Consider the following 18,762-nt stretch of genomic DNA (forward strand, 5'->3'; position numbering starts at 1 on the left):
CGCCGATGAGCCGGGTGCTGGGGCTGGATTTGGGAACGCGCCGGATCGGGGTGGCGCTCAGCGACCCCACCGGAACCGTGGCGGCCCCGCTGCAGACGATCGCGCACGCGGCGCTGCACAAGGACCTGGCGGAGGCCGCGGCCCTGGCCAGGGCCTACGCCGTGGACCGCATCGTCATCGGATGGCCGCGCAACATGGACGGCAGCGTCGGCCCCGCGGCGCGCCGGGCGGAGGCGTTTGCTCGGGCGCTCCGCCGGCTGGTCGGAGTCCCCGTCGATCTCTGGGATGAGCGTCTGTCGACGGCCGCCGCGGAACGGGCGCTGATCGAGTCGAACGCCCGGCGCGACCACCGGCGCGCGGTACGAGACCGGGTTGCGGCGGCGTTGATCGTCCAGGCCTACCTCGAGGCCCGGCCGTGGGAGAAGGAGAAGGCGACGGCTCTTCCCACCCCCGAACGCTCGGAAGGGCGGCGGGGGTCCGGGGTCGGTCCCGCCGACGAGCCCGCTAGCTGACGACCGGACGCGGGGTGCTGGTTCCGATCCGCAGGGTGAGGCGTTCCTCGGTCGACTCGACGACTTCGAGCGGAAACCCATCGATCATCCTGCCGTCGATGCTGCCGATGGCCAACCCCTCGGTGACGAGCTCGATGACCGCTTTTGATCCGGCGTACGAACGCAGTTTGACGCTGGCGACCCCTTTGATCTGGGAGAGCGCCGCCATAAACTTCGTCGCCTGCAGGAACGAATGGATCGGACTGACCACGATTTCCCCGTGGTGTTGTGGCAGCGGATCGCGGACGCCCCCCGCGTCCGTCTCGGGCGCCGGCGTCTCCTCGGCGCCGGCGGAAGGCTGGTCGACCTGGTCGGGCAATTCGGAGAGCGCCTCCAGCGGTTCGATCTCCGGCTCGGGCCCGACGTCGCCCCGGAGCCCTCGCATCAGGCGGTTGAGCACGGGGAGGGTCTCGCGTTGCAGTTCCAACCGAAGGCGCGTCAGCGCCTGCAGCGATTCCATCTGCTTCTTGACCAGCGTCTCCAGGCCCCGCGAGACTCCTTCGCGATCGACGATGAAGGTTTCGAGCTTGGCGGCGATGCCGGCCACGTACTGTTCGGCGCTCTTCTTCACCTCATCCACTTCATGATTGGTCTCTTCGACGAGGCGGTCGGACTCGACACGCAGCCGAGCCAGCTGTTCCGCCGCGGCGTGCTCGGCGGCCTGCAGCTGTTCCTGGGCCGAGGCACGCGCGCGGGCCAGGGCATCCTCGGCGGCGGCGCGGGCGGCCCGGGCGATCTCCTCCGCCTCCGCCTTCGCCGCGGCGGTCGTCCGCTCGGCGGCCTGCAATTGTTCCTGGGCCGAGGCGCGCGCGCGGGCCAGGGCGTCCTCGGCGGCGGCGCGGGCGGCCCGAGCGGTCTCCTCCGCCTCCGCCTTCGCCGCGGCGGTCGTCCGCTCGGCGGCCTGCAATTGTTCCTGGGCCGAGGCGCGGGCGCGGGCCAGGGCGTCCTCGGCGGCGGCGCGGGCGGCCTGAGCGATCTCCTCCGCCTCCGCCTTCGCCGCGGCGGTCACCCGCTCGGCGGCGTGTGCCTGCGCCTCCGCGGATTCACGCGCGTGCCGGAGCGTCTCCGCTGCGGCCGTGCGTGCCGACTGTGCGGTCTCTTCCGCGGCCGCCTTGGCTGCGGCCATGGTCTGCGCGGCGGCGGCCTTCGCCGCGACCGCCGTTTCCTCGGCCGCGGCTCTCGCGGACTGAATGATCTGCTCGGTCGCGCGCTCGGCGTCCGCGAGCGCGCGGGCGATCACCCCTTCCTGCTCTTGATACACGACGATCATCTGCTGCGCGTCGGCGGCCTGCTGTTGCAGCTGTTGCACTTTGGCGGTGGCTTCCTTGAGGGAGGTCTGGGCGGCCCCGGCCTGCCGCTGGAGTTCCTGGGCTTTGGCCGCCGCCTCACGGATCGACGTCTGAAGCACGTCGCGGCTGCGGGCGGCATTGCTCGGTCCGTTCTGCGGTGTTCCCATCCCCGCAACCTCCTCAACCCGGTCCGGCTTCGGGCATCTTCCTAAATAATTGCACGCGCCAAAGTAAGGCCCAACCGGTGCGGCGCCTATAGTCTCCTATGCCCACAACATCCCCCGGATAGACGCAATTCCACGGCAGTCGGGGGAGAGGTTTGGGGAGATTTACGCGGGGTTGGAAACCTGCACGGATCATCCCTCCAGGCTTCGGGGAATTCCTTGACAACCAACACGCCGTGTGTTTAACTCACAGTGCTGTCGCACTGATCGTAAAGAGTTTGACGAGCGGTTTATCGCTCCGTACAAGGGCAAACCCAGAGAGATCTGGGGGCGCAAAACCACGGGACAGGCCAGCGAAGAGCTGGCAAGTCAGCCGGGTTGCCGGAGAGCAACTGGAGACCTCCCGTGGCACGTGTCTGGCGGGAGGTCGTTGTATTTCATCGCCCCCTCCCGCCCTTTTATCGGTGTGGATCTGGCATTCATCAGAGGGAGGGGGACGATGGTCAGCACCAGAACGGCTCGCGTAGCCGCGGTCGTAAAGGACCCCCGCACGGATGCTCCCCACGATCCAGACCCCGATCAGCTACTGTTGCTCGAAAAGTTTCGACGGTACCGCCGCACCGAAGACACGGCCCTCCAACAGGAGCTGGTGTGCCACTACCTCCCCCTGGCGAAACGGATCGCGCGGCGGTACGTGCGCGTCGGGGTCCCGCTCGATGATCTCACCCAGATCGGCACCATCGGGTTGATGAATGCCGTGAGCTCCTTTGACCCCGCGCGCGGGGTCAAGTTTGAGGCGTACGCGTATCATCACATCGCCGGCGAGATCCGCCATTATCTCCGGGACTCGGTGGAGCCGGTCCGCGCTCCGCGTTGGGTGCGTAAGCTGTACGGCGAGCTGACCCAAGCGGTCGCCGAGCTGCGGCAGTCGTTGGGCCGGACGCCGACGCTCGCGGAGATCGCCGCGCGCATGAACCTGACGGAGACGGGCGTGCTCGAGATCCTGCGCGCGCACAACCGGTCGCGGGTGCACTCGATCAGCGAGCTCGTGGACCGCCAGGAGACGCAGCGCGATATGATCGCCCACCAGCGCTACATCTCGTTCCAGCTGCCGGTGGAAGATCGGATCATCCTCCTGAAGGCGGTGGAGCGCCTGGCCGATCTGCAGCGGAAAGTCGTCTACTACCTGTTCTACCAGGACCTCACGCAGAGCGAGGTGGCAAAACGGTTGGGGGTCTCTCAGCGGCACGTCTCGCGCGTTCTCGCCGCGGCGCTGAAGCGCTTGGCCACCCATCTCAAAACGAGTGAAGTCGACCACGCCATGGAACCGGCGCCCGAGGAGGTACGACAGCCGTGAAGACGTCCGACGATCTGCCGATCTATCCCATCCGCACCGTCGCCTCGCTCTCCGGAGTGGACGCGCGGCGCCTCCGGAGTTGGGAGGTGGAATACCAGCTCCTGCGCCCCGCCCGCACCAAAGGCGGGCACCGGCTGTACTCGACGCGAGATCTGCGGATGGTGCAGGCGATTCGGCGGCTGGTCGAGGAGGAGGGGATGAGCCTCCAGGGCGTGCGCGCCTGGCTCGCGGCGCAGCCCGACCAAGGCGAAGCCGAGGGCGCCTCCTCGGCCCGATCCCGAACCCCCGAGCCGGCCGGGGCGGGCGGGGCGACCCCCGCCGGGAGGCGCGGTGAATGAGAAAGGCCCGGGAGGTCCTCGGGGCGATGGTGGCGGGGACCGATGGGATCTTGGCGGCGGTGCTGATCGGCATGGATGGGGTGCCGATCGAGATGCTGAAATTGGAGACCGGATTCCCCGTGGAGAGCGCGGGTCAGGATGTCGTCACCGCGGCGAAGCTCTTCATGTACATGTGCCGCAAGGTCGAAGGGGGGACGTTTGACCACATGATGATGAGCTGTGAACGATTCACGGTGCTGGCCGCGATGCCCGGCCCGGACCACTGCGTGGCACTCTTTTTGAGCAGCAAGGGAAACGTGGGGAAGGCCCGGGTGCAGTTCCGCAGGTACCTGCCGGAACTCACGGGCGCGGCACAACTGGCCGCGGGGTAGGGGAATGGATGCGCGTGAGGAGGGTGGTGACACGGTGACAACCGCAACCGCAAATCTCAAGGAAGTGTTGGCGGACCTCACCAAGAAGCCCGGCGTCATCGCCGCGCTGGTCGTGAGCCGCGATGGGTTTGTGATCGAGGGCCTGACGTCGGAGGAGGAGCTGGACATGGATGCCCTCGGGGCGCTGACGAGCAGCGCGCTCATCGGCTGGGAATCGATCGGCGCGGACATGTCCACGGGCGGCCCGCAGATGCTGCTCGTGGAGTTTGAATCCGGGCCGATCTCGGTCTCTCCGGTGGCCGGCGACGCCGTGCTCGTCGTGATGGGCAACCGGCTCTGCAACCTGGGCCGGATGCGGATCGAGGCGACCCGGGTCCGCGAGGCCGTCGCTGCGTGCCTGTAGGCACCCCCCGCAGCACCCGGGCGAGTGAGGACTCCGCCCTCCCCAGCGGGACCGCTGGACAGCTGGCCGTCTATCGAGAGGCGCTGCGCCTGGCCGAGCGCGACGTCGCCCTCGACGTCGCGGTGTGGTTTCATGCCGGACAGTCGCACCGCGCCGCCGGAGAGGTCGACAGCGCGGTAGCGTGCTTCAAGAAGGTGATCGAGCTCGCCCCCGACGACGCGTTCGCCTACTGGGAACTGGTTGACCTCTACCTGAAGCAAGGCGCCCCGCCCGCGGCGGTGATGGTGCTCAGCACGCTGGGGGAGCGGTTGGCGGACTCCCAGCAGTGGGCGGGGGCGATCGCCGCCTGGACCCGTGCGAGCGAGCTGACCCCCGACGACGCCGACGTGTTGGCCGCCCTGCACGATGCCTACACCAAAGCGGGAAAGCCCCAGGAAGCCCGGAAGATCCAGTCGGTCCTCCAGACGCTCAAGCCGGCCGCCCCGCCCGCGAAGCCCGCGCCCCCGCCGGCTCCCGCCGCGCCGTCCGCGAAGGCTGCGGCCCCGCCGCCGCCCGCCGCCCCGGTTCCGCCCCCGCCGAGTTCCCCGGCCGCGGAGGCGCCGCGCACCGACGTCCCGGGTGGGGCGCCCGCGCGTCCCGCCTCGGGCGAGCCGCCGGTCGGCCCCCGCGCCGGACAGCCCGGCGCGGTAAAGTGGACCCGCGAGACGCGGCTCGGCGAGATCTGTCTGAGTCACGGGTGGCTGAGCGAGGAACAGGTGCGGCAGGCCGTCGACATTCAGCGCCAGAGCAACGCGCGGATCGGTCGGATCCTCGTCGACATGGGGGCGATCACCGAACAGCAGCTCTCGCAGGCGCTCGCCGAGCAGTGGCGGCTCCGGTACACCGATCTGGCCGACGTTGTGGTGGACGCGGAAGTCGCGCGGTTGATCCCCTCCTACCTGGCCCGCCGCCACGGGGTGGTCGCCATCGGGCGCGAGGGCAACCGCCTGGTGGCGGCGATGTCCGATCCGTCGAACGTGGTGGCGATCGACGACATTCGCCTCCTGACCGGGTTGGAGGTCGAGGTGGTGGTCTCGAGCGCCGTCGACATCGCGCGCACCCAAGGGTTGGTGTACGGCGGGGGCGGCGATATCGAGGAGGTGTTCCGCTCGGGGATCGAGACCGAGATCGACGACGACTCGCGGAGCGAGGAGGCGAGCCTCGAACAACTCCGCACCGCCGTCGACGAAGCGCCGATCATCCGGGCGGTCAACCAGATCTTGAACTCGGCGATCCAGGCCGGGGCCAGCGACATCCACATCGAGCCCCACCGCAACGACGTCAAGGTCCGGCTGCGGATCGACGGCGTGCTCCAGGACATCATGTCCCCCCCGAAGTCCGTGCAGGCGCCGCTGATCTCGCGGATCAAGATCCTCGCGGACATGGACATCGCGGAGCGCCGGCTCCCCCAGGACGGGCACATCCACCTGCGTGCGGAGGGCAAGGAGTACGATCTCCGGGTGAGCTCGCTGCCGACGGTGCTGGGCGAGAAGATCGTCCTCCGTCTGCTCGACCAGTCCAGCACGAAGGTGCAGCTCAACGATATCGGGTTCGACGGCCCGCTGCTGGAGCTCTGGGAGGGCCTGATCACGAAGCCGTACGGGATGATCCTGGTCACGGGCCCAACCGGGAGCGGCAAGACGACGACGCTGTACACGTCGCTGGCGCGGATCAACACTCCCGAGCGGAACATCGTCAGCGTTGAGAACCCGGTGGAGTATCAGATCCCGCGCGTGAACCAGGTGCAGGTCAATCCCAAGGTGGGGCTGACGTTTGCGAGCGGGCTAAGGACCATCCTGCGCCAAGACCCGGACGTCGTGCTGATCGGGGAGATCCGGGATCGGGAGACGGCGGAGATCGCCGTCCAGGCCTCGATGACGGGGCACCTTGTGCTCAGCACGATCCACACCAACGACGCGCCCGGCGCCGTCGTCCGGCTGCGGGACATGGGGATCGAGCCCTTTCTCATCACCTCGTCGTTGATCGGCGTGCTGGCCCAGCGGCTGGTGCGGGTGCTCTGCCCGAAATGCAAGGAGGCCTACGTCCCCCCCGTGGACGCCCTGCACCGCCTGGGGCTGGACCCCGTGAAGGCGAAGGACGTCCACCTCTACCGGGGTCGGGGCTGCGACCACTGCCGGAAGACCGGCTACAAGGGCCGGATTGGCGTGTTCGAGCTCATGGTGATGACCGACCCGCTCAGGACCTTGGCCGTGACCGGCGCGCCCACCGAGAAGCTGCGGGCTGGGGCGATCGCGGAGGGGATGCGCACCCTCAAGGACGACGCGGTTCAAAAAGTGTTGGAGGGGATCACCTCCTTCGAAGAGATGCTGCGGGTGGTGTTCGTCAGCGGGGTGTAGGCGATCAGCGGACCCCCGCGGGGAAAGGTGTCGGATCCACGTCCGATTCCCTGGCGATTCGGGGAATACTTGACATAGACTGACCGGCACTCAGGGTCGCACGTGTTCACCTCGACGATCGGTGGGTGACCGCGGGGTTCTGCAGACGGGCGTTCGCAACGGAGGCGGTCGATGGATTACGAAGATATGGAAGCGACGATCCTGAAGGGGTTTGTTCGGGATCGACAACTGATCACCATCGCGCTCAACGAGGGGTTCACCCCGGAGCTGCTGCCCTCGCCCGTCGCCCGGCGCCTGTGCAACGCCCTGATCGATCTCTACCTGTCCCGCGGCGGCGAAGCGATCACCGAGGTGACGGTGCGGAGCCACCTGGAGAACCGGGGGGTCCTGAACGCCGAGATGGAGCACTACCTCCGGGCGGTGACGTCGATGCGCCCCCCGGACGCCGGCCGGCTGATGTCGTTCGTCGAATCCCTCCGCAACCGCGACAGCCGGGAGCGACTGCAGACGCTGCACGATCAACTCGGGAGTTTTCTCGGCGGGAGCGAGGACGTCCACGGCGACCTCGTGCAGTTCACCACCGAGATGATGCAGAAGCTGATCGACCTGCAGAAGCAGCGGGTCCGCCGCCGCCTGGGGCCGGTGACGAACGTCCTGACGTCCCTGATCGAGGATTCCGCGCGGTTGGCCGGCCACGAGGGATTGCTCGGGTTCTCCATCAGCCCGTTCGACCGTCTCAACGCTCTGCTCTCGGGCATGCGGCGCGGGTTCTACTACGGGTTGGCCGGCGCGCCGCGGCGCGGGAAGAGCAACTTCGCGCTCGAGCTGGCGACGTACGTCGCCGGGAACCACCACGTCCCGGTGCTGTACTACTCGTGGGAGCAGACGTCGCGGGTCCTGGGCGCGCGGCTGCTGGCCAAGGAGGCCGGGATCGATCCCGCCACCATCCTGGCGGGGGGGAAGCCCGGCGGCGAGCCGATCGCCCCCCAGCTGATGGCGGCGCAGGAGCGGATGGCGCGGTTCGCCCCGTACGTGTTTCTTGTCGAGGGCGGCCGCCAGGACACCCTCAGCCGCATCCGGACCCACGTCTACAACGTGATGCAGGAGTTCCAGACCAGCGATGTCGTCATCTTCCTGGACTACCTGCAGAAGATTCCGCTCGAGGAGTACATCGAGGACTGGAAGGCGCGCAACGATCTCGTCTCCACGGCCCTGGCGGAGATGAGCCTGGAGCTCAACTGCCCGATCTTCGCCATCTCCCCCCTGGACAAGGAGGGGTGCCGGCTCGACGAGCGCCCGGCGGAGGATGACGCGGAGTATTCCGAGTACGAGCGTCCCACCATGCACCACAGCATGGGCAGCGGCGATCTCGAGTACGACCTCGACGTGGCGATGGTGCTGGCCAAGGATTGGAAGGCCACCAAGGAGCTCCACGAGTACCTGGAGTCGCACGCGAAATCGGAGAACCTCGATCCGGAGACGCTGCCGCAGATCGACATCGTGAACCTCTTCGTGGACAAGAACCGCGACGCGCCGGCCAGCGCGTCGTACATCGTGCAGTACGCGTTCTTCGTCACCCTGAACAAGTTCGTCGAACTGGACTACAAGCTGGAGAAGGAGTTCCGGGCCGACTATCGCGGGTTTGCCAAGCTCCAGCAGTTCCATGAGTACCTCGTGGAGACCGGGCTCTTGAAGAAGGGCGAGCCCGCGCGCGCATGAGGATCAGCCCGCGGGACGCAAGTTCCGCGCAGCGGTAGGGCGGAGGGAGCAGAGTGGCGACGACGTCACGGCGGCGGAAACTTCTGGGGGAGGTACTGGTCGAGGCCGGGCTCATCACCCCCGAACAGCTCGCGGAGGCGGTGGACCTCCAGAAGCAGGGGAAGGAGCGCCTGGGGCGGGTGCTCCTGGGGATGGGGGTGGGCAGCGAAAAGGACATCGCCAAGGCGATCGCCAAGCAGCTCGGCCTCGAGTTCATCGACCTCGACGACTACATCCCCGAAGAGGAGGCCCTGCTCGCGCTCCCGGAGCACCTGGCCCGGCGCCATCAGCTGATCCCGCTGGCGATGGTCGACGGCCGGCTGCGGTTGGGGATGGTCGACCCGCTGGACGTCCTGGCGCTGGACGACGTGCGCCGTCAGATGGGGTGCGAGCTCGAGCCGGTGGTCATCGCCTACGACGGGTTCACGCGGGTGCTGAACCAGTACCCCGCGTTGGACGAGGGCGTCAAGGCGATGATCCAGGAGATCAAGACCGAGTCCGACGACGAGATGGGGCTCGACAGCCTGCGCAAACTCGTCGACGAGGCCCCGGTGGTGCGCCTGGTCAGCAGCATCATCCTGCAGGCGGTGCGGCAGCGGGCGAGCGACATCCACATCGAGGCGCAGGAGCAGCGCGTGCGGGTGCGCTACCGGATCGACGGGGCCCTCTACAACGTCATGACGCCGCCCAAGCACATCCAGAACGCCATTATCTCCCGGGTGAAGATCATGGCGGACATGGACATCGCCGAGCGGCGGCTGCCCCAGGACGGCCGGATCCAGCTGAAGGTGGAGAACCGCGAGATCGATCTCCGCGTCAGCACCATCCCCACGGTCTACGGCGAGAAGGTGGTGATGCGGATCCTGGACAAGAGCCAGACCGTCGTCGGCATCGAGAAGGTCGGGCTGCTGGCGGACAACCGCCAGCGCTTCGAGACGATGATCACGAAGCCCCACGGGATCGTGCTGCTGACCGGGCCCACCGGGAGCGGAAAGACGACGACGCTGTACACGATCCTGAACAAGCTCAACTCGACGGAGACCAACATCATCACGATCGAGGATCCCGTGGAGTACCAGATGAGCGGGATCAACCAGGTGCAGGTGAACCCGAAGGCGGGGCTGAGCTTCGCCAACGGGCTGCGGTCGTTCCTGCGGCAGGATCCGGACATCATCATGGTCGGGGAGATCCGCGACGAGGAGACGGCGCGGATCGCGATTCACGCGGCGCTGACCGGCCACCTCGTGCTGAGCACCCTGCACACCAACGACGCCCCGGGCGCGGTGACCCGACTCGTCGACATGGGGATCGAGCCGTTCCTGGTGGCCTCCTCCGTGGTCGGGGTGATCGCCCAGCGCCTGGTGCGGACGCTGTGCGACCGGTGCAAGCAGGTCTACACGCCGCCGCCGGAGGTGCTGGCACGCCTCGGCGCCTCGATGATCGCCGCCGACGGGCAGGTCCCGATCTACCGGCCGGTCGGATGCGAGCACTGCAACAAGATCGGCTACCGGGGACGGACCGGCATCTTCGAGATCATGGTGTGCGACGAAACGATCAAGACCCTCATCACCAAAGAGGCGTCGTTCACCGAGATCCGGGAAGCGGCCATCCGCAACGGGATGTGGACGCTCGCCGAGGACGGTCTGGAGAAGGTCGTCCTGGGGATCACCAGTCCGGAAGAAGTGCTCGACGTCGTGTTCGTCGATGACTGAGCGCACACTCATCACGGAGACCAACCAATCGACGGGGGGATCGGGATGCACATCAACGAGCTGCTGAAGGAAACCACCGACGCCCAGGCCAGCGACCTGCATCTGACGGCCGGGCGGAAGCCGACGATCCGGGTGTGGGGGAAGCTGCAGCCCCTCGAACACCGGGAGGTGCTGACGCCGGAGGACACCTCCCAGCTGGCGTACAGCATGCTCAACGCGTTCCAGAAGCAGAAATTCGAGAAAACCTGGGAGCTCGATCTCTCCTACGGCGTCCAGGGGTTGGGGCGGTTCCGCGTCAACCTGTACCGGCAGCGGGGCGCCACCGGTATCGCCATGCGGTCGATCCCATCCTCGATTCCGGCGATCGATGATCTGAACCTCCCGCCGATCCTGAAGGACCTGGCGCGCAAGGCGCGGGGGTTGATCCTCGTCACCGGGCCGACCGGGCACGGGAAGAGCACCGCGCTCGCCGCGATGATCGACGCGATCAACACCGAGCGGGCCGCCCACATCGTGACGGTGGAGGACCCGATCGAGTACATCCACGAGCACAAGAAGAGCATCGTCAACCAGCGCGAGCTGGGGTTCGACACCCAGAGCTTCCCCAACGCGCTCCGTGGGGTGCTGCGCGAGGACCCGAACGTCGTGATGGTCGGCGAGATGCGGGACTTGGAGACCATCGGTGCCGCGTTGACCATCGCCGAGACCGGCCACCTCGTGTTCGCGACGCTGCACACGGCGAACGCCGCGCAGAGCATCGACCGAATCGTCGACGTGTTCCCCCCCTACCAGCAGCAGCAGATCCGGATCCAGCTGGCCTCGGTTATCGAGGCGGTGCTCTCGCAGCAGCTGCTCACCAACGCGCGGTACCTGGCGAAGGGGGCGGCCCGGATGGACGGGCAGCGGCGGGTGGCGGCGGCGACGACCACTCTCCAGCGGACGTGGCCGGCCTTGGAGGAGATCGGGCGTGTGCCCGCCATGGAGATCATGATCGCGACCCCCGCCATCCGGAACCTAATCCGCGAGGCCAAGACCCACCAGATCGAATCGGCCCTCCAGACCGGGGCGCAGTATGGGATGCAGACGATGGATATGGCGCTGGCCGATCTCTACCGGCGGCGGCTGGTCAGCGCCGAGGACGCGATCGCGCGCGCCATCCACCCCGACGAATTGCGCAAGCTGATTGCCTGAGCGCCGCGGGGCTGCCGCGGCGTCCGGGCACCAAAGATGCGACTGACCAACGGAGGGTAGAGGCAATGGCGGTCTATGAGTACACCGCCCGGGACACCACCGGGAAGGTTCTGGCGGGGGCGATCGAGGCCGAGAGCGACGCCACCGTGACGCAGAAGCTGCGGGAGATGGGGTTCTTCATCACCAACCTGCACCGCAAGACGGAGCCGGTGGGGGTGGAGGAGTACATCGCCCGCTTCCGCGGGATCGGGCTGAAGGACCTGGCCATCTTCAGCCGGCAGTTCTCCACGATGGTCAACGCCGGCCTGTCCCTGGTGCGGACCCTCACCATTCTCGAGGAGCAGACCACGCAGAAGCAGCTGCGGGAGGTCATCGGGGAGATCCGGGGCGACATCGAGGGCGGGGCGACGCTGAGCAACGCGCTGGCCAAGCACCCGCGGGCGTTCAGCAACCTCTACGTCAACATGGTCAAGGCGGGCGAAGCGGGCGGCGTCCTCGACGAGGTGCTGATCCGGCTGGCGAACTTCCTGGAGAAGGAGCTGGCGCTGCGGCAGAAGATCAAGTCCGCGACCACGTACCCGGTCCTGCTGGCGTGCGCGGCGCTGTCGGCGCTGCTGTTCATGACCGTCGTGATCATCCCGCAGTTCGCGACGTTCTTCAAAGAGCTGGGGTCCAACGCCGCGCTCCCGCTGCCGACCCAGATCGCCATGGGCGTGAGCCAGTTGATCCGGCACTACTGGTACGTGCTCGTCGTGGGGATCGTGGGGCTGCTGTGGGTCCTGCGGGCGTACGTGCGGACCCCGAGCGGGAAGGCCGCCTACGACCGGGTGAAGCTGCGGCTGCCGATCCTGGGGCCGGTGAACAAGAAGATCGTCATCGCTCGGTTCAGCCGGACGTTCGGGACCCTGGTGGCGAGCGGGGTGCCGATCATGCAGGCGCTGGAGGTGGTGGGCAAGGCGATCGACAACGTCGTGATCGCCACGGCCGTGGACGCGGTGCGGACCAGCATCCGGGAGGGGGAGAGCATCGCCATCCCGCTGCAGGCGAGCGGCATGTTTCCGCCGATGGTGGTGCAGATGGTGAAGGTGGGGGAGGAGACGGGGTCGCTCGAGACCATGCTGACGAAGGTGGCGGACTTCTACGATTCCGAGATCGAGAACACGGTGGCCAGCCTGACCTCGATCCTCGAGCCCATCCTGATCGTGGGCATGGGGGTCGTGATCGGGGCGATGCTGATCTCGCTGTACCTGCCGATCTTCAACCTGGCGCTCTCCGTCAAGTGAGGGGAGTGCAAGGGCGGGCCGCGCCCTCGCGACGCGCGGCCCTTTCTTTTTTTCACCGGGGCGGCTTTGGCTTTCCGAGAACGTCGGCCGGATTTCAATGATCAGCGGCGATGGGTGGCCGCACTTCCCACCTCCGCCGCCTGGGTTGAGCAACTGCCAGCGTGGGTTTTGCACGGGCTTGTTGGAGATTGAGCCGGTGGCAGTCCACGCGTCCCCCGGGCCGAGGCGGCCCTCGGTGCAACCAACGTTGCCGTGGCGAGCAAGAATCGGCCCGTCGGGGGATTCCAATGGCTAGGGTTCCTCCGCTCGCCCCTGCCGCGTCCGCGGCGAGGACCCTCACTGATGCGTGTAGCGTATCTCGGCGCTGGGCGCAAACCCTGAGCGCCAACCCGCTCATAGCCCTCGGCGGGATCCTTGTTCTTGCCGCCGGACTCCGCTTCTCGCTGCTCGGCCAGAGGAGTCTTTGGTCCGATGAGATGTTTGTGGTGTGGCTCGTCCGGTTCAAGTGGGAGGCGATGTTTTCCACTATCAGGACCGTCGATTTCCATCCGCCACTGTACTATGCACTGATGAAGGTTTGGGTTGGTCTCACCGGCGTCGGCGAGGCCCCCCTCCGGATCCCCTCGGCCTGCTCGAGCCTCGTATCGGTGGGCTTAACCTATGCCTTGATGCGAAAGGTGTCCTCCCCATCGATCAGCCTGCTCAGCGCTTTTGCCGTCGCGGTCTCTCCATTCGGGATCATGGCCGGGCAAGAGGCCAGGATGTACCCGCTGTTGGGCGTGTTTGTTCTCGCCTCCACACTCGCCCTGGTGGTGAGCATCGAACGCGGTACGGTATTCCGCTGGGGCACCTATGTGTTGTTCGCGGTCTTGATGGCGTACACGCACTACTTCGGGTTTCTGGTCCTTCTCGCTCACGGCTGTTGGGTCGGCGGCTGGAAGCGACCCCAGCTACGAGCGTGGCTCGCGAGCATCGGGGTCACCGTTCTTTCCTACATCCCGTGGATTCCCTCGCTCTGGTACCAGGTCGCGGGTTCGCAAGGCCTGTCGGCCGCGCCGGCCTCCTGGGCGAGTCCAGTCGACCTGCTTGGCTTGTTTGCCTTCGGGGGTTCGCTCTTCGGGACGGCTGGCTACTTCTCCGCGAGTTCGCTAAGCCTGCTCGAGCGGCTCATCGTCATCCTGCCGTTCCTCGTGATCCTGTGGCGGGGTGCGATGTCGCTCCGATCCGACCGGAGTGGTTTGGCCCTTCTGGCATTGCCGCCTGTCGTGACGATCGGTGTGGCGTTCGCGTTTTCACTCGCGAAGCCCGTCTTTCTTCCCCGATGGTTCTCGTTTCTAGTTCCTTTCTACGCAATGTTTCTCGCCCAGGGCACGTTCGATGTGGCGGAGCAGGTCGACGCGCAGCCGCGGCAGGCGCTCGCGCTCTTCACGGCCGCCCTCTTGCTCTATAGCGTGCCGGTTCTGGATCGGTACTATTTCGACCCCACCGCCCGTCCCTTCCGGTGGCGTGCCGCTGCTTCTTTGGTGAGGGGTCTCGTCGAGCCGGGGGATTTCTTCGTGTACGTCGATACCCCCGCCGAGCAAACGTTCACATACTACCTTCGAGAGCCACATCCATCGGTCACCCTGGTGCCAATCGGGCGGTCCCTTCGAGATCCGTCGACGATCCCGAATCTCGTGGCTCGGTACCGTCGGGTATGGCTTATCGTCAATGGTCCGATGAGCGCGATCATGCGGCAGCGAATATTTGCCTCGCTCGCCTCAACATTTCGAATTACCGGTCACCGCAATCTATCCGGTGCGGAGGTCTATCTTTTCGATAGACAACCGCTCCCGCCCCACGAAGGCTCAAAGGTCGGGTCCGACAGGTAGGCAGCCGCCCCCCCGTTTCCGGAGCTTGCCGCATCTGCCTAGGTTTGACGCGGTCGCCCCATGGGGTTGGCAAGCTTGACTCGTCCAGCATCTCGTCACTCCGAGGCATCGCTCGTTGACCCCCGTGCCCATCTGTGCAAATGGCGTGAGTCTGGCGACCCGGGCTTGCGCCAGGGCCCACCCGATGACCGCATGCGGCAGTCCCCGTTCGGTCCTCCGCTCGACGCCGATTTCGGACGAAGAATTCCATATCATTCGATGAGAGGTTTCATTCGGAATAATGGGGGGGTCGGCGTCGTGATTTCGAATCACTCAGACACAATCTGCTTGCAGGGGCGAAACAAGAGTCCGGGAGGGATCTATCGTGTGTTCATGGTTTCGCGGGGCGCGGGATGATCGGGAACGTGGCTTTACGCTGATGGAACTCGTTGTCGTGCTGTCGATCCTGAGCATTCTCCTAGCGCTGGCGGTGCCCCGCTATCTCGCCGCGGAAAAGAAGGCCTACAAGGCCGAGGCGGACAATATCCTTCAGGAAGCGAAAACTCTCGAGTGGGTGTATTATCAGCAATACAACTCATTCACGAACGATATCACCGCGCTCGGGGTGCAGATGCCGGGCAAAGCGCATTGGTTTACCCCAGATCTTGGGAGCAGCACCGCGACCCAAGCGAGTATCGTGATGTCCGGCGCCGTTCCCCCGATCGGTTCCACGGACAGCATATGGGTCACCGTTTCCTCGGACGGATCATCGAGCGGGGGTTCAAGCTTTTGATGGTCACACTTATTAAGAGGTACTCGAGCACCCGTTTTGGGCGCTGAGCGGATAGGGAGGAGACAACACTCCCAACACGTAACGTAGGGGCGTTTCGCTTCCCCGAACCAATTTCCCGCAAATTCGCAGTGTTCATGCTCGCAACCTGCCGATATTTCTTGCCGCGTTTTGCGTCGCGCTCAAGTCCGGCCCCCATGCATTTGGGGTATATAGGCAAGTAAACCTTCCTCGAAGTTCGGGCAGACCTGACGGAGGTTTCTTGCTGATGGCGCGGCATACTCCGGACGACGTCCAGTCAGGGACATTCAAGACCGGGTATTGGCGGCATGAGACTCCTCGTCTCCCGACTGGGTTTCGCCGGAATCGAGCGGAACGGCTTTTCGTTCCACGAGACTTGGACTGCCGGGGTCACGCAACTCGGTGCGCGGGAGATTTGGCCTCGCCATCTGCTCTTGTGGAAGATTGCTTCTCGGCCCTGCCCCCAAGCGCACCTTCGACGACGCATCGTGACGGCGCGCCTGGGCCAAGTGTGCCCGCGTGCGCTCGTGAGCCGAGAATTAGATCTTGCGGGCGCCTCGGCGTTCATGCCAACCGGGTTTCATGAAAAGAATTGGGGATCGTCCGTGCGACCGGCGCGGCGGAGATGCAGTGAATTCACCCACATCGCTGAATCGCAAAGGGCGGTTTCTTGGGGCGTTCTGGGTCTACGTGGGATGTTCGATTCTCTTCTTCGGCCTGCCTATTCTGCGCCACCCCTCCCAATACTATCTCGGTCGACTGGGTGCTGATCCAACAACCTTCATCTGGTACATGGCCTGGTGGCCGTACGCGTTAGTGCACGGGCTCAACCCGTTCATGACGCATCACATTTGGGCACCGACGGGGATCGACCTTGCGCGGACTACGTCCGTTCCTGGGGCCAGCCTGTTCATCTCGCCGATCACCGCGAGCCTGGGGCCGATCGTGGCCTATAACATGCTGATGCTCGTGGCTTTGCCGTTGGCCGCGTGGACGGCATTCCTGCTATGCTGGTACCTCACCAACGCGTTCTGGCCGGCGCTTTTGGCCGGCTATCTCTTTGGATTCTCTTCATATCAACTCGGCCATCTCTTTGGCGGGCACATGAACCTCGTTCTCATTTTCCTCGTCCCGGTGCTCGTCTATCTCGTGCTCCTTCGCCTCGACAATCACGTGAGTTCGTCTCGGTTCGTCTGCGTGACGGCACTTGCTCTTGTTCTGCAATTCAGCATTTCGCTCGAGGTTTTTGCCACGGCGACCCTGTTTGGAGGGGCGGCTCTTCTTCTGGTCATCATCTTCACGCCGCGTGCAAACCGGCAACCGATCTTCGAGGTGGGCGTGCTCGTGGCGATTGCCTACGCGTTGGCCGCTCTTGTGGTGAGCCCATCCCTTTACCGCTTTTTCACGGGGGGATTCTTGGGCGGCCCTGTATTTTCGCCCGCGACGTTTTCGAGCGACGCCCTCAATATCCTGATCCCCACGCCGATTAGCCTTGCCAGTCATTTCCTTTCCACGGGGAACAAAATCTTCTCCGGTAACCTGAGCGAGGGTACGGCCTACTTGGGGCTTCCGCTCACCGCTGTCATCGTTGCATTTGGTGTGGCGCGCTGGCGTACGCGGACCGGGAAGCTGTTGGTGGCGATCGTCGCGGCGATCGGGGTCGCCTCGTTAGGGCCGGTGCTGCACGTCGGAGGACGCACCTGGGTTCAGATGCCCTGGGCGCTCTTTCTGCATGTTCCGATACTCAATGTCGCCCTCCCCGTGCGGTTTATGGGCCTTGCGGTGTTGCCGATCGCTGTCATCGTCGCCCTCTGGCTGGCGGCGGCGGGACCGCACAGATGGGTCAAGTGGACGCTGGCCACCCTTAGCGTAATGGCCCTGTTGCCCAACGTCTGGAACTTCGCCTGGGCGCAGCGCGTCGACACTCCGCCATTCTTTCTGGGGAAACTCTATCGGGAATACATTCCTGCGGGGAGCACCGTGCTGGTGATCCCCTTTGATGGATTGGGCAATGCGATGCTTTGGCAGGCACAAAGCGGCATGTATTTCCGCTCGGCTGCGGGGAACGTGGGGTTTGTCCCCAAAGAGGCTGCCAGTTGGCCGATCCTGGACACCTTCGCATGTGCGACGTTGATCCCTGAGCGTGCGATTCAGCTCAAAGCGTTTCTCGCGGCCGGCCAGATCCAGACCATTGTGGTCGACGACCGGGTGCCTGGCCCTTGGCCGGCGCTGTTCGGCGTGCTGCGGACGGCGCCCGTTCGCGTAGGCGGCGTCGTCGTCTACCGAGTGCCAGCGTCCATTCTCGCGACATATCGCAACCTCACCCCGATTGACATGGTGCGGAGAGTTGCCGTTGACCAATTCTCTGCGCTCATCTCGGCCGCCGACCAATACGTCGCGAGGGGGTTGCCTTTGTCCGAGCTGAGTCTCCACAGGTTGGAGCAACTAGGGCTCCTGCCGAATTGGGGGTGTTCGGCGTCTGGCTCCAATACCCCGGGAACCCGGTTTTGGCAACACAGCGCGCTCTGGGCCGGCCCGCGGGAGGACGGGAGAATTGGGCTGGCCGTCATCGGTTCCTCCCAGGTGCTGGGGGGTGTCGTGTCTCGGTACGGGATCTCCGCAGACACCGTGTACTTTCCCTACCCGACAAGATTCTCCAACGACGTCCCCGCCAACGCCTCTGGGCCGCTCTTGATGGAGTTTACCCGCGCCAAGCTCCACCGGACAGCGACAGAACCGGGCCGCACGAGCGAGCGTTGAGGTCTTAACCCATGAGGACTTGGGTATTTTAAGATTCGAGCAGTGCGGTCTGCCCAAGGCAGGGAGAGCATGTGTGCGATTGGACGGTCCCTTAGTTTTGCGAAGTCCAAGGAGCAGGGGGTTTACCCTCATCGAGCTGGTCGTTGTGCTCGCGATTCTGGGTATTCTCATAGTCCTCGCGCTGCCCAGGTACTTGTCGGCGACAAAGAAAGGCTACAAGGCCGAAGCTCAGAACATCCTCCAGGAAATCAAGAGCTTGGAGTGGGCCTACTATCAACAAAACTCCTCATTTGACATCACCCCCACGGCGGCATCGGTAGGACTGGTGATGCCCAATGGGGCTCATTGGAGCACCCCCTCCATCAGCGGGACGGGATCGGCCATCACGATTACGATGAGCGGCACCCTCTCCCCGCTCGGCGGCACCGATAGTATCTGGATCACGTTGTCGAATGACGGGTCGTCCGGGGGCGGGTCGACATATTAGCGATTTCATGCCATCCGGTCTAGCCCCCGCGCCTTTTGGGT

The 18,762-nt window shown here is 65.5% G+C and carries 15 protein-coding genes and 1 riboswitch; of the genes, 14 read left to right on the forward strand and 1 reads right to left on the reverse strand.

The features are described 5' to 3' along the window. Positions 1 to 5 precede the first annotated feature (5 nt). Entirely contained in the window at positions 6 to 512 is a 507-nt protein-coding gene (gene ruvX, locus VKV57_07485) for a Holliday junction resolvase RuvX (GenBank protein HLW59754.1), read from the forward strand. Here ruvX and VKV57_07490 read toward each other — a convergent pair. Further along, on the reverse strand, positions 505 to 2,007 hold the full coding sequence (locus tag VKV57_07490) for a hypothetical protein (protein HLW59755.1): 1,503 nt from the start codon (positions 2,005 to 2,007) through the stop codon (positions 505 to 507). The two genes, ruvX and VKV57_07490, sit on opposite strands and share 8 nt — an antisense overlap. A 294-nt stretch (positions 2,008 to 2,301) precedes the next feature. After that, a riboswitch (cyclic di-GMP riboswitch) is annotated at positions 2,302 to 2,390 on the forward strand. Positions 2,391 to 2,503: 113 nt separating this feature from the next. On the opposite strand from VKV57_07490, the gene VKV57_07495 reads away from it, so the two are divergent. The 13 genes from VKV57_07495 to VKV57_07555 all read left to right on the forward strand — a co-directional run bounded on the left by VKV57_07495 (position 2,504) and on the right by VKV57_07555 (position 18,721). Beyond that, positions 2,504 to 3,361 (forward strand): sigma-70 family RNA polymerase sigma factor, encoded by an 858-nt coding sequence (locus VKV57_07495; GenBank protein HLW59756.1) that lies wholly within the window; start codon positions 2,504 to 2,506, stop codon positions 3,359 to 3,361. Beyond that, the gene (locus VKV57_07500; protein HLW59757.1) at positions 3,358 to 3,699 is read left to right on the forward strand and encodes a MerR family transcriptional regulator; all 342 of its coding nucleotides are present in this window, start codon (positions 3,358 to 3,360) and stop codon (positions 3,697 to 3,699) included. The genes VKV57_07495 and VKV57_07500 overlap by 4 nt, the downstream gene beginning before the upstream one ends. Beyond that, a complete protein-coding gene (locus VKV57_07505; protein HLW59758.1) occupies positions 3,696 to 4,070 on the forward strand; it encodes a hypothetical protein in 375 nt (124 codons plus the stop codon). Before VKV57_07500 ends, VKV57_07505 begins: the two co-directional genes overlap by 4 nt. Positions 4,071 to 4,104: 34 nt before the next feature. Then, on the forward strand, positions 4,105 to 4,473 hold the full coding sequence (locus VKV57_07510) for a roadblock/LC7 domain-containing protein (protein HLW59759.1): 369 nt from the start codon (positions 4,105 to 4,107) through the stop codon (positions 4,471 to 4,473). Then, positions 4,464 to 6,869, forward strand: coding sequence for an ATPase, T2SS/T4P/T4SS family (locus VKV57_07515; GenBank protein ID HLW59760.1), 2,406 nt, complete (start codon positions 4,464 to 4,466; stop codon positions 6,867 to 6,869). The genes VKV57_07510 and VKV57_07515 overlap by 10 nt, the downstream gene beginning before the upstream one ends. 171 nt (positions 6,870 to 7,040) lie before the next feature. Continuing rightward, entirely contained in the window at positions 7,041 to 8,588 is a 1,548-nt protein-coding gene (locus VKV57_07520; GenBank protein ID HLW59761.1) for a DnaB-like helicase C-terminal domain-containing protein, read from the forward strand. A gap of 53 nt (positions 8,589 to 8,641) precedes the next feature. After that, the gene (gspE, locus tag VKV57_07525; GenBank protein ID HLW59762.1) at positions 8,642 to 10,339 is read left to right on the forward strand and encodes a type II secretion system ATPase GspE; all 1,698 of its coding nucleotides are present in this window, start codon (positions 8,642 to 8,644) and stop codon (positions 10,337 to 10,339) included. A 45-nt stretch (positions 10,340 to 10,384) separates the two neighbouring features. Beyond that, complete coding sequence (locus VKV57_07530; protein HLW59763.1) at positions 10,385 to 11,530, forward strand: type IV pilus twitching motility protein PilT; 1,146 nt, start codon at positions 10,385 to 10,387, stop codon at positions 11,528 to 11,530. A 65-nt stretch (positions 11,531 to 11,595) separates the two neighbouring features. Then, entirely contained in the window at positions 11,596 to 12,813 is a 1,218-nt protein-coding gene (locus tag VKV57_07535; protein ID HLW59764.1) for a type II secretion system F family protein, read from the forward strand. Between the two features lie 287 nt (positions 12,814 to 13,100). Then, a complete protein-coding gene (locus tag VKV57_07540; GenBank protein ID HLW59765.1) occupies positions 13,101 to 14,684 on the forward strand; it encodes a glycosyltransferase family 39 protein in 1,584 nt (527 codons plus the stop codon). Between the two features lie 364 nt (positions 14,685 to 15,048). Further along, a complete protein-coding gene (locus VKV57_07545; GenBank protein HLW59766.1) occupies positions 15,049 to 15,456 on the forward strand; it encodes a prepilin-type N-terminal cleavage/methylation domain-containing protein in 408 nt (135 codons plus the stop codon). A gap of 648 nt (positions 15,457 to 16,104) precedes the next feature. Next, positions 16,105 to 18,234, forward strand: coding sequence for a hypothetical protein (locus VKV57_07550; protein ID HLW59767.1), 2,130 nt, complete (start codon positions 16,105 to 16,107; stop codon positions 18,232 to 18,234). 73 nt (positions 18,235 to 18,307) lie between these two features. Next, complete coding sequence (locus VKV57_07555) at positions 18,308 to 18,721, forward strand: prepilin-type N-terminal cleavage/methylation domain-containing protein (GenBank protein ID HLW59768.1); 414 nt, start codon at positions 18,308 to 18,310, stop codon at positions 18,719 to 18,721. The last annotated feature ends 41 nt before the right edge of the window (positions 18,722 to 18,762 follow it).

It is taken from the genome of bacterium (assembly GCA_035307765.1).
Classification (GTDB): Bacteria; Sysuimicrobiota; Sysuimicrobiia; order Sysuimicrobiales; family Segetimicrobiaceae; genus Segetimicrobium.

What these genes read in the sequence shown, in the direction of transcription:
- ruvX (HLW59754.1), top strand. Translation starts at nt 6, where the DNA reads ATGAGCCGGGTGCTGGGGCTGGATTTGGGAACGCGCCGGATCGGGGTG.
- VKV57_07490 (HLW59755.1), bottom strand. Translation starts at nt 2,007, where the DNA reads ATGGGAACACCGCAGAACGGACCGAGCAATGCCGCCCGCAGCCGCGAC.
- VKV57_07495 (HLW59756.1), top strand. Translation starts at nt 2,504, where the DNA reads ATGGTCAGCACCAGAACGGCTCGCGTAGCCGCGGTCGTAAAGGACCCC.
- VKV57_07505 (HLW59758.1), top strand. Translation starts at nt 3,696, where the DNA reads ATGAGAAAGGCCCGGGAGGTCCTCGGGGCGATGGTGGCGGGGACCGAT.
- VKV57_07520 (HLW59761.1), top strand. Translation starts at nt 7,041, where the DNA reads ATGGATTACGAAGATATGGAAGCGACGATCCTGAAGGGGTTTGTTCGG.
- VKV57_07530 (HLW59763.1), top strand. Translation starts at nt 10,385, where the DNA reads ATGCACATCAACGAGCTGCTGAAGGAAACCACCGACGCCCAGGCCAGC.
- VKV57_07535 (HLW59764.1), top strand. Translation starts at nt 11,596, where the DNA reads ATGGCGGTCTATGAGTACACCGCCCGGGACACCACCGGGAAGGTTCTG.
- VKV57_07540 (HLW59765.1), top strand. Translation starts at nt 13,101, where the DNA reads ATGGCTAGGGTTCCTCCGCTCGCCCCTGCCGCGTCCGCGGCGAGGACC.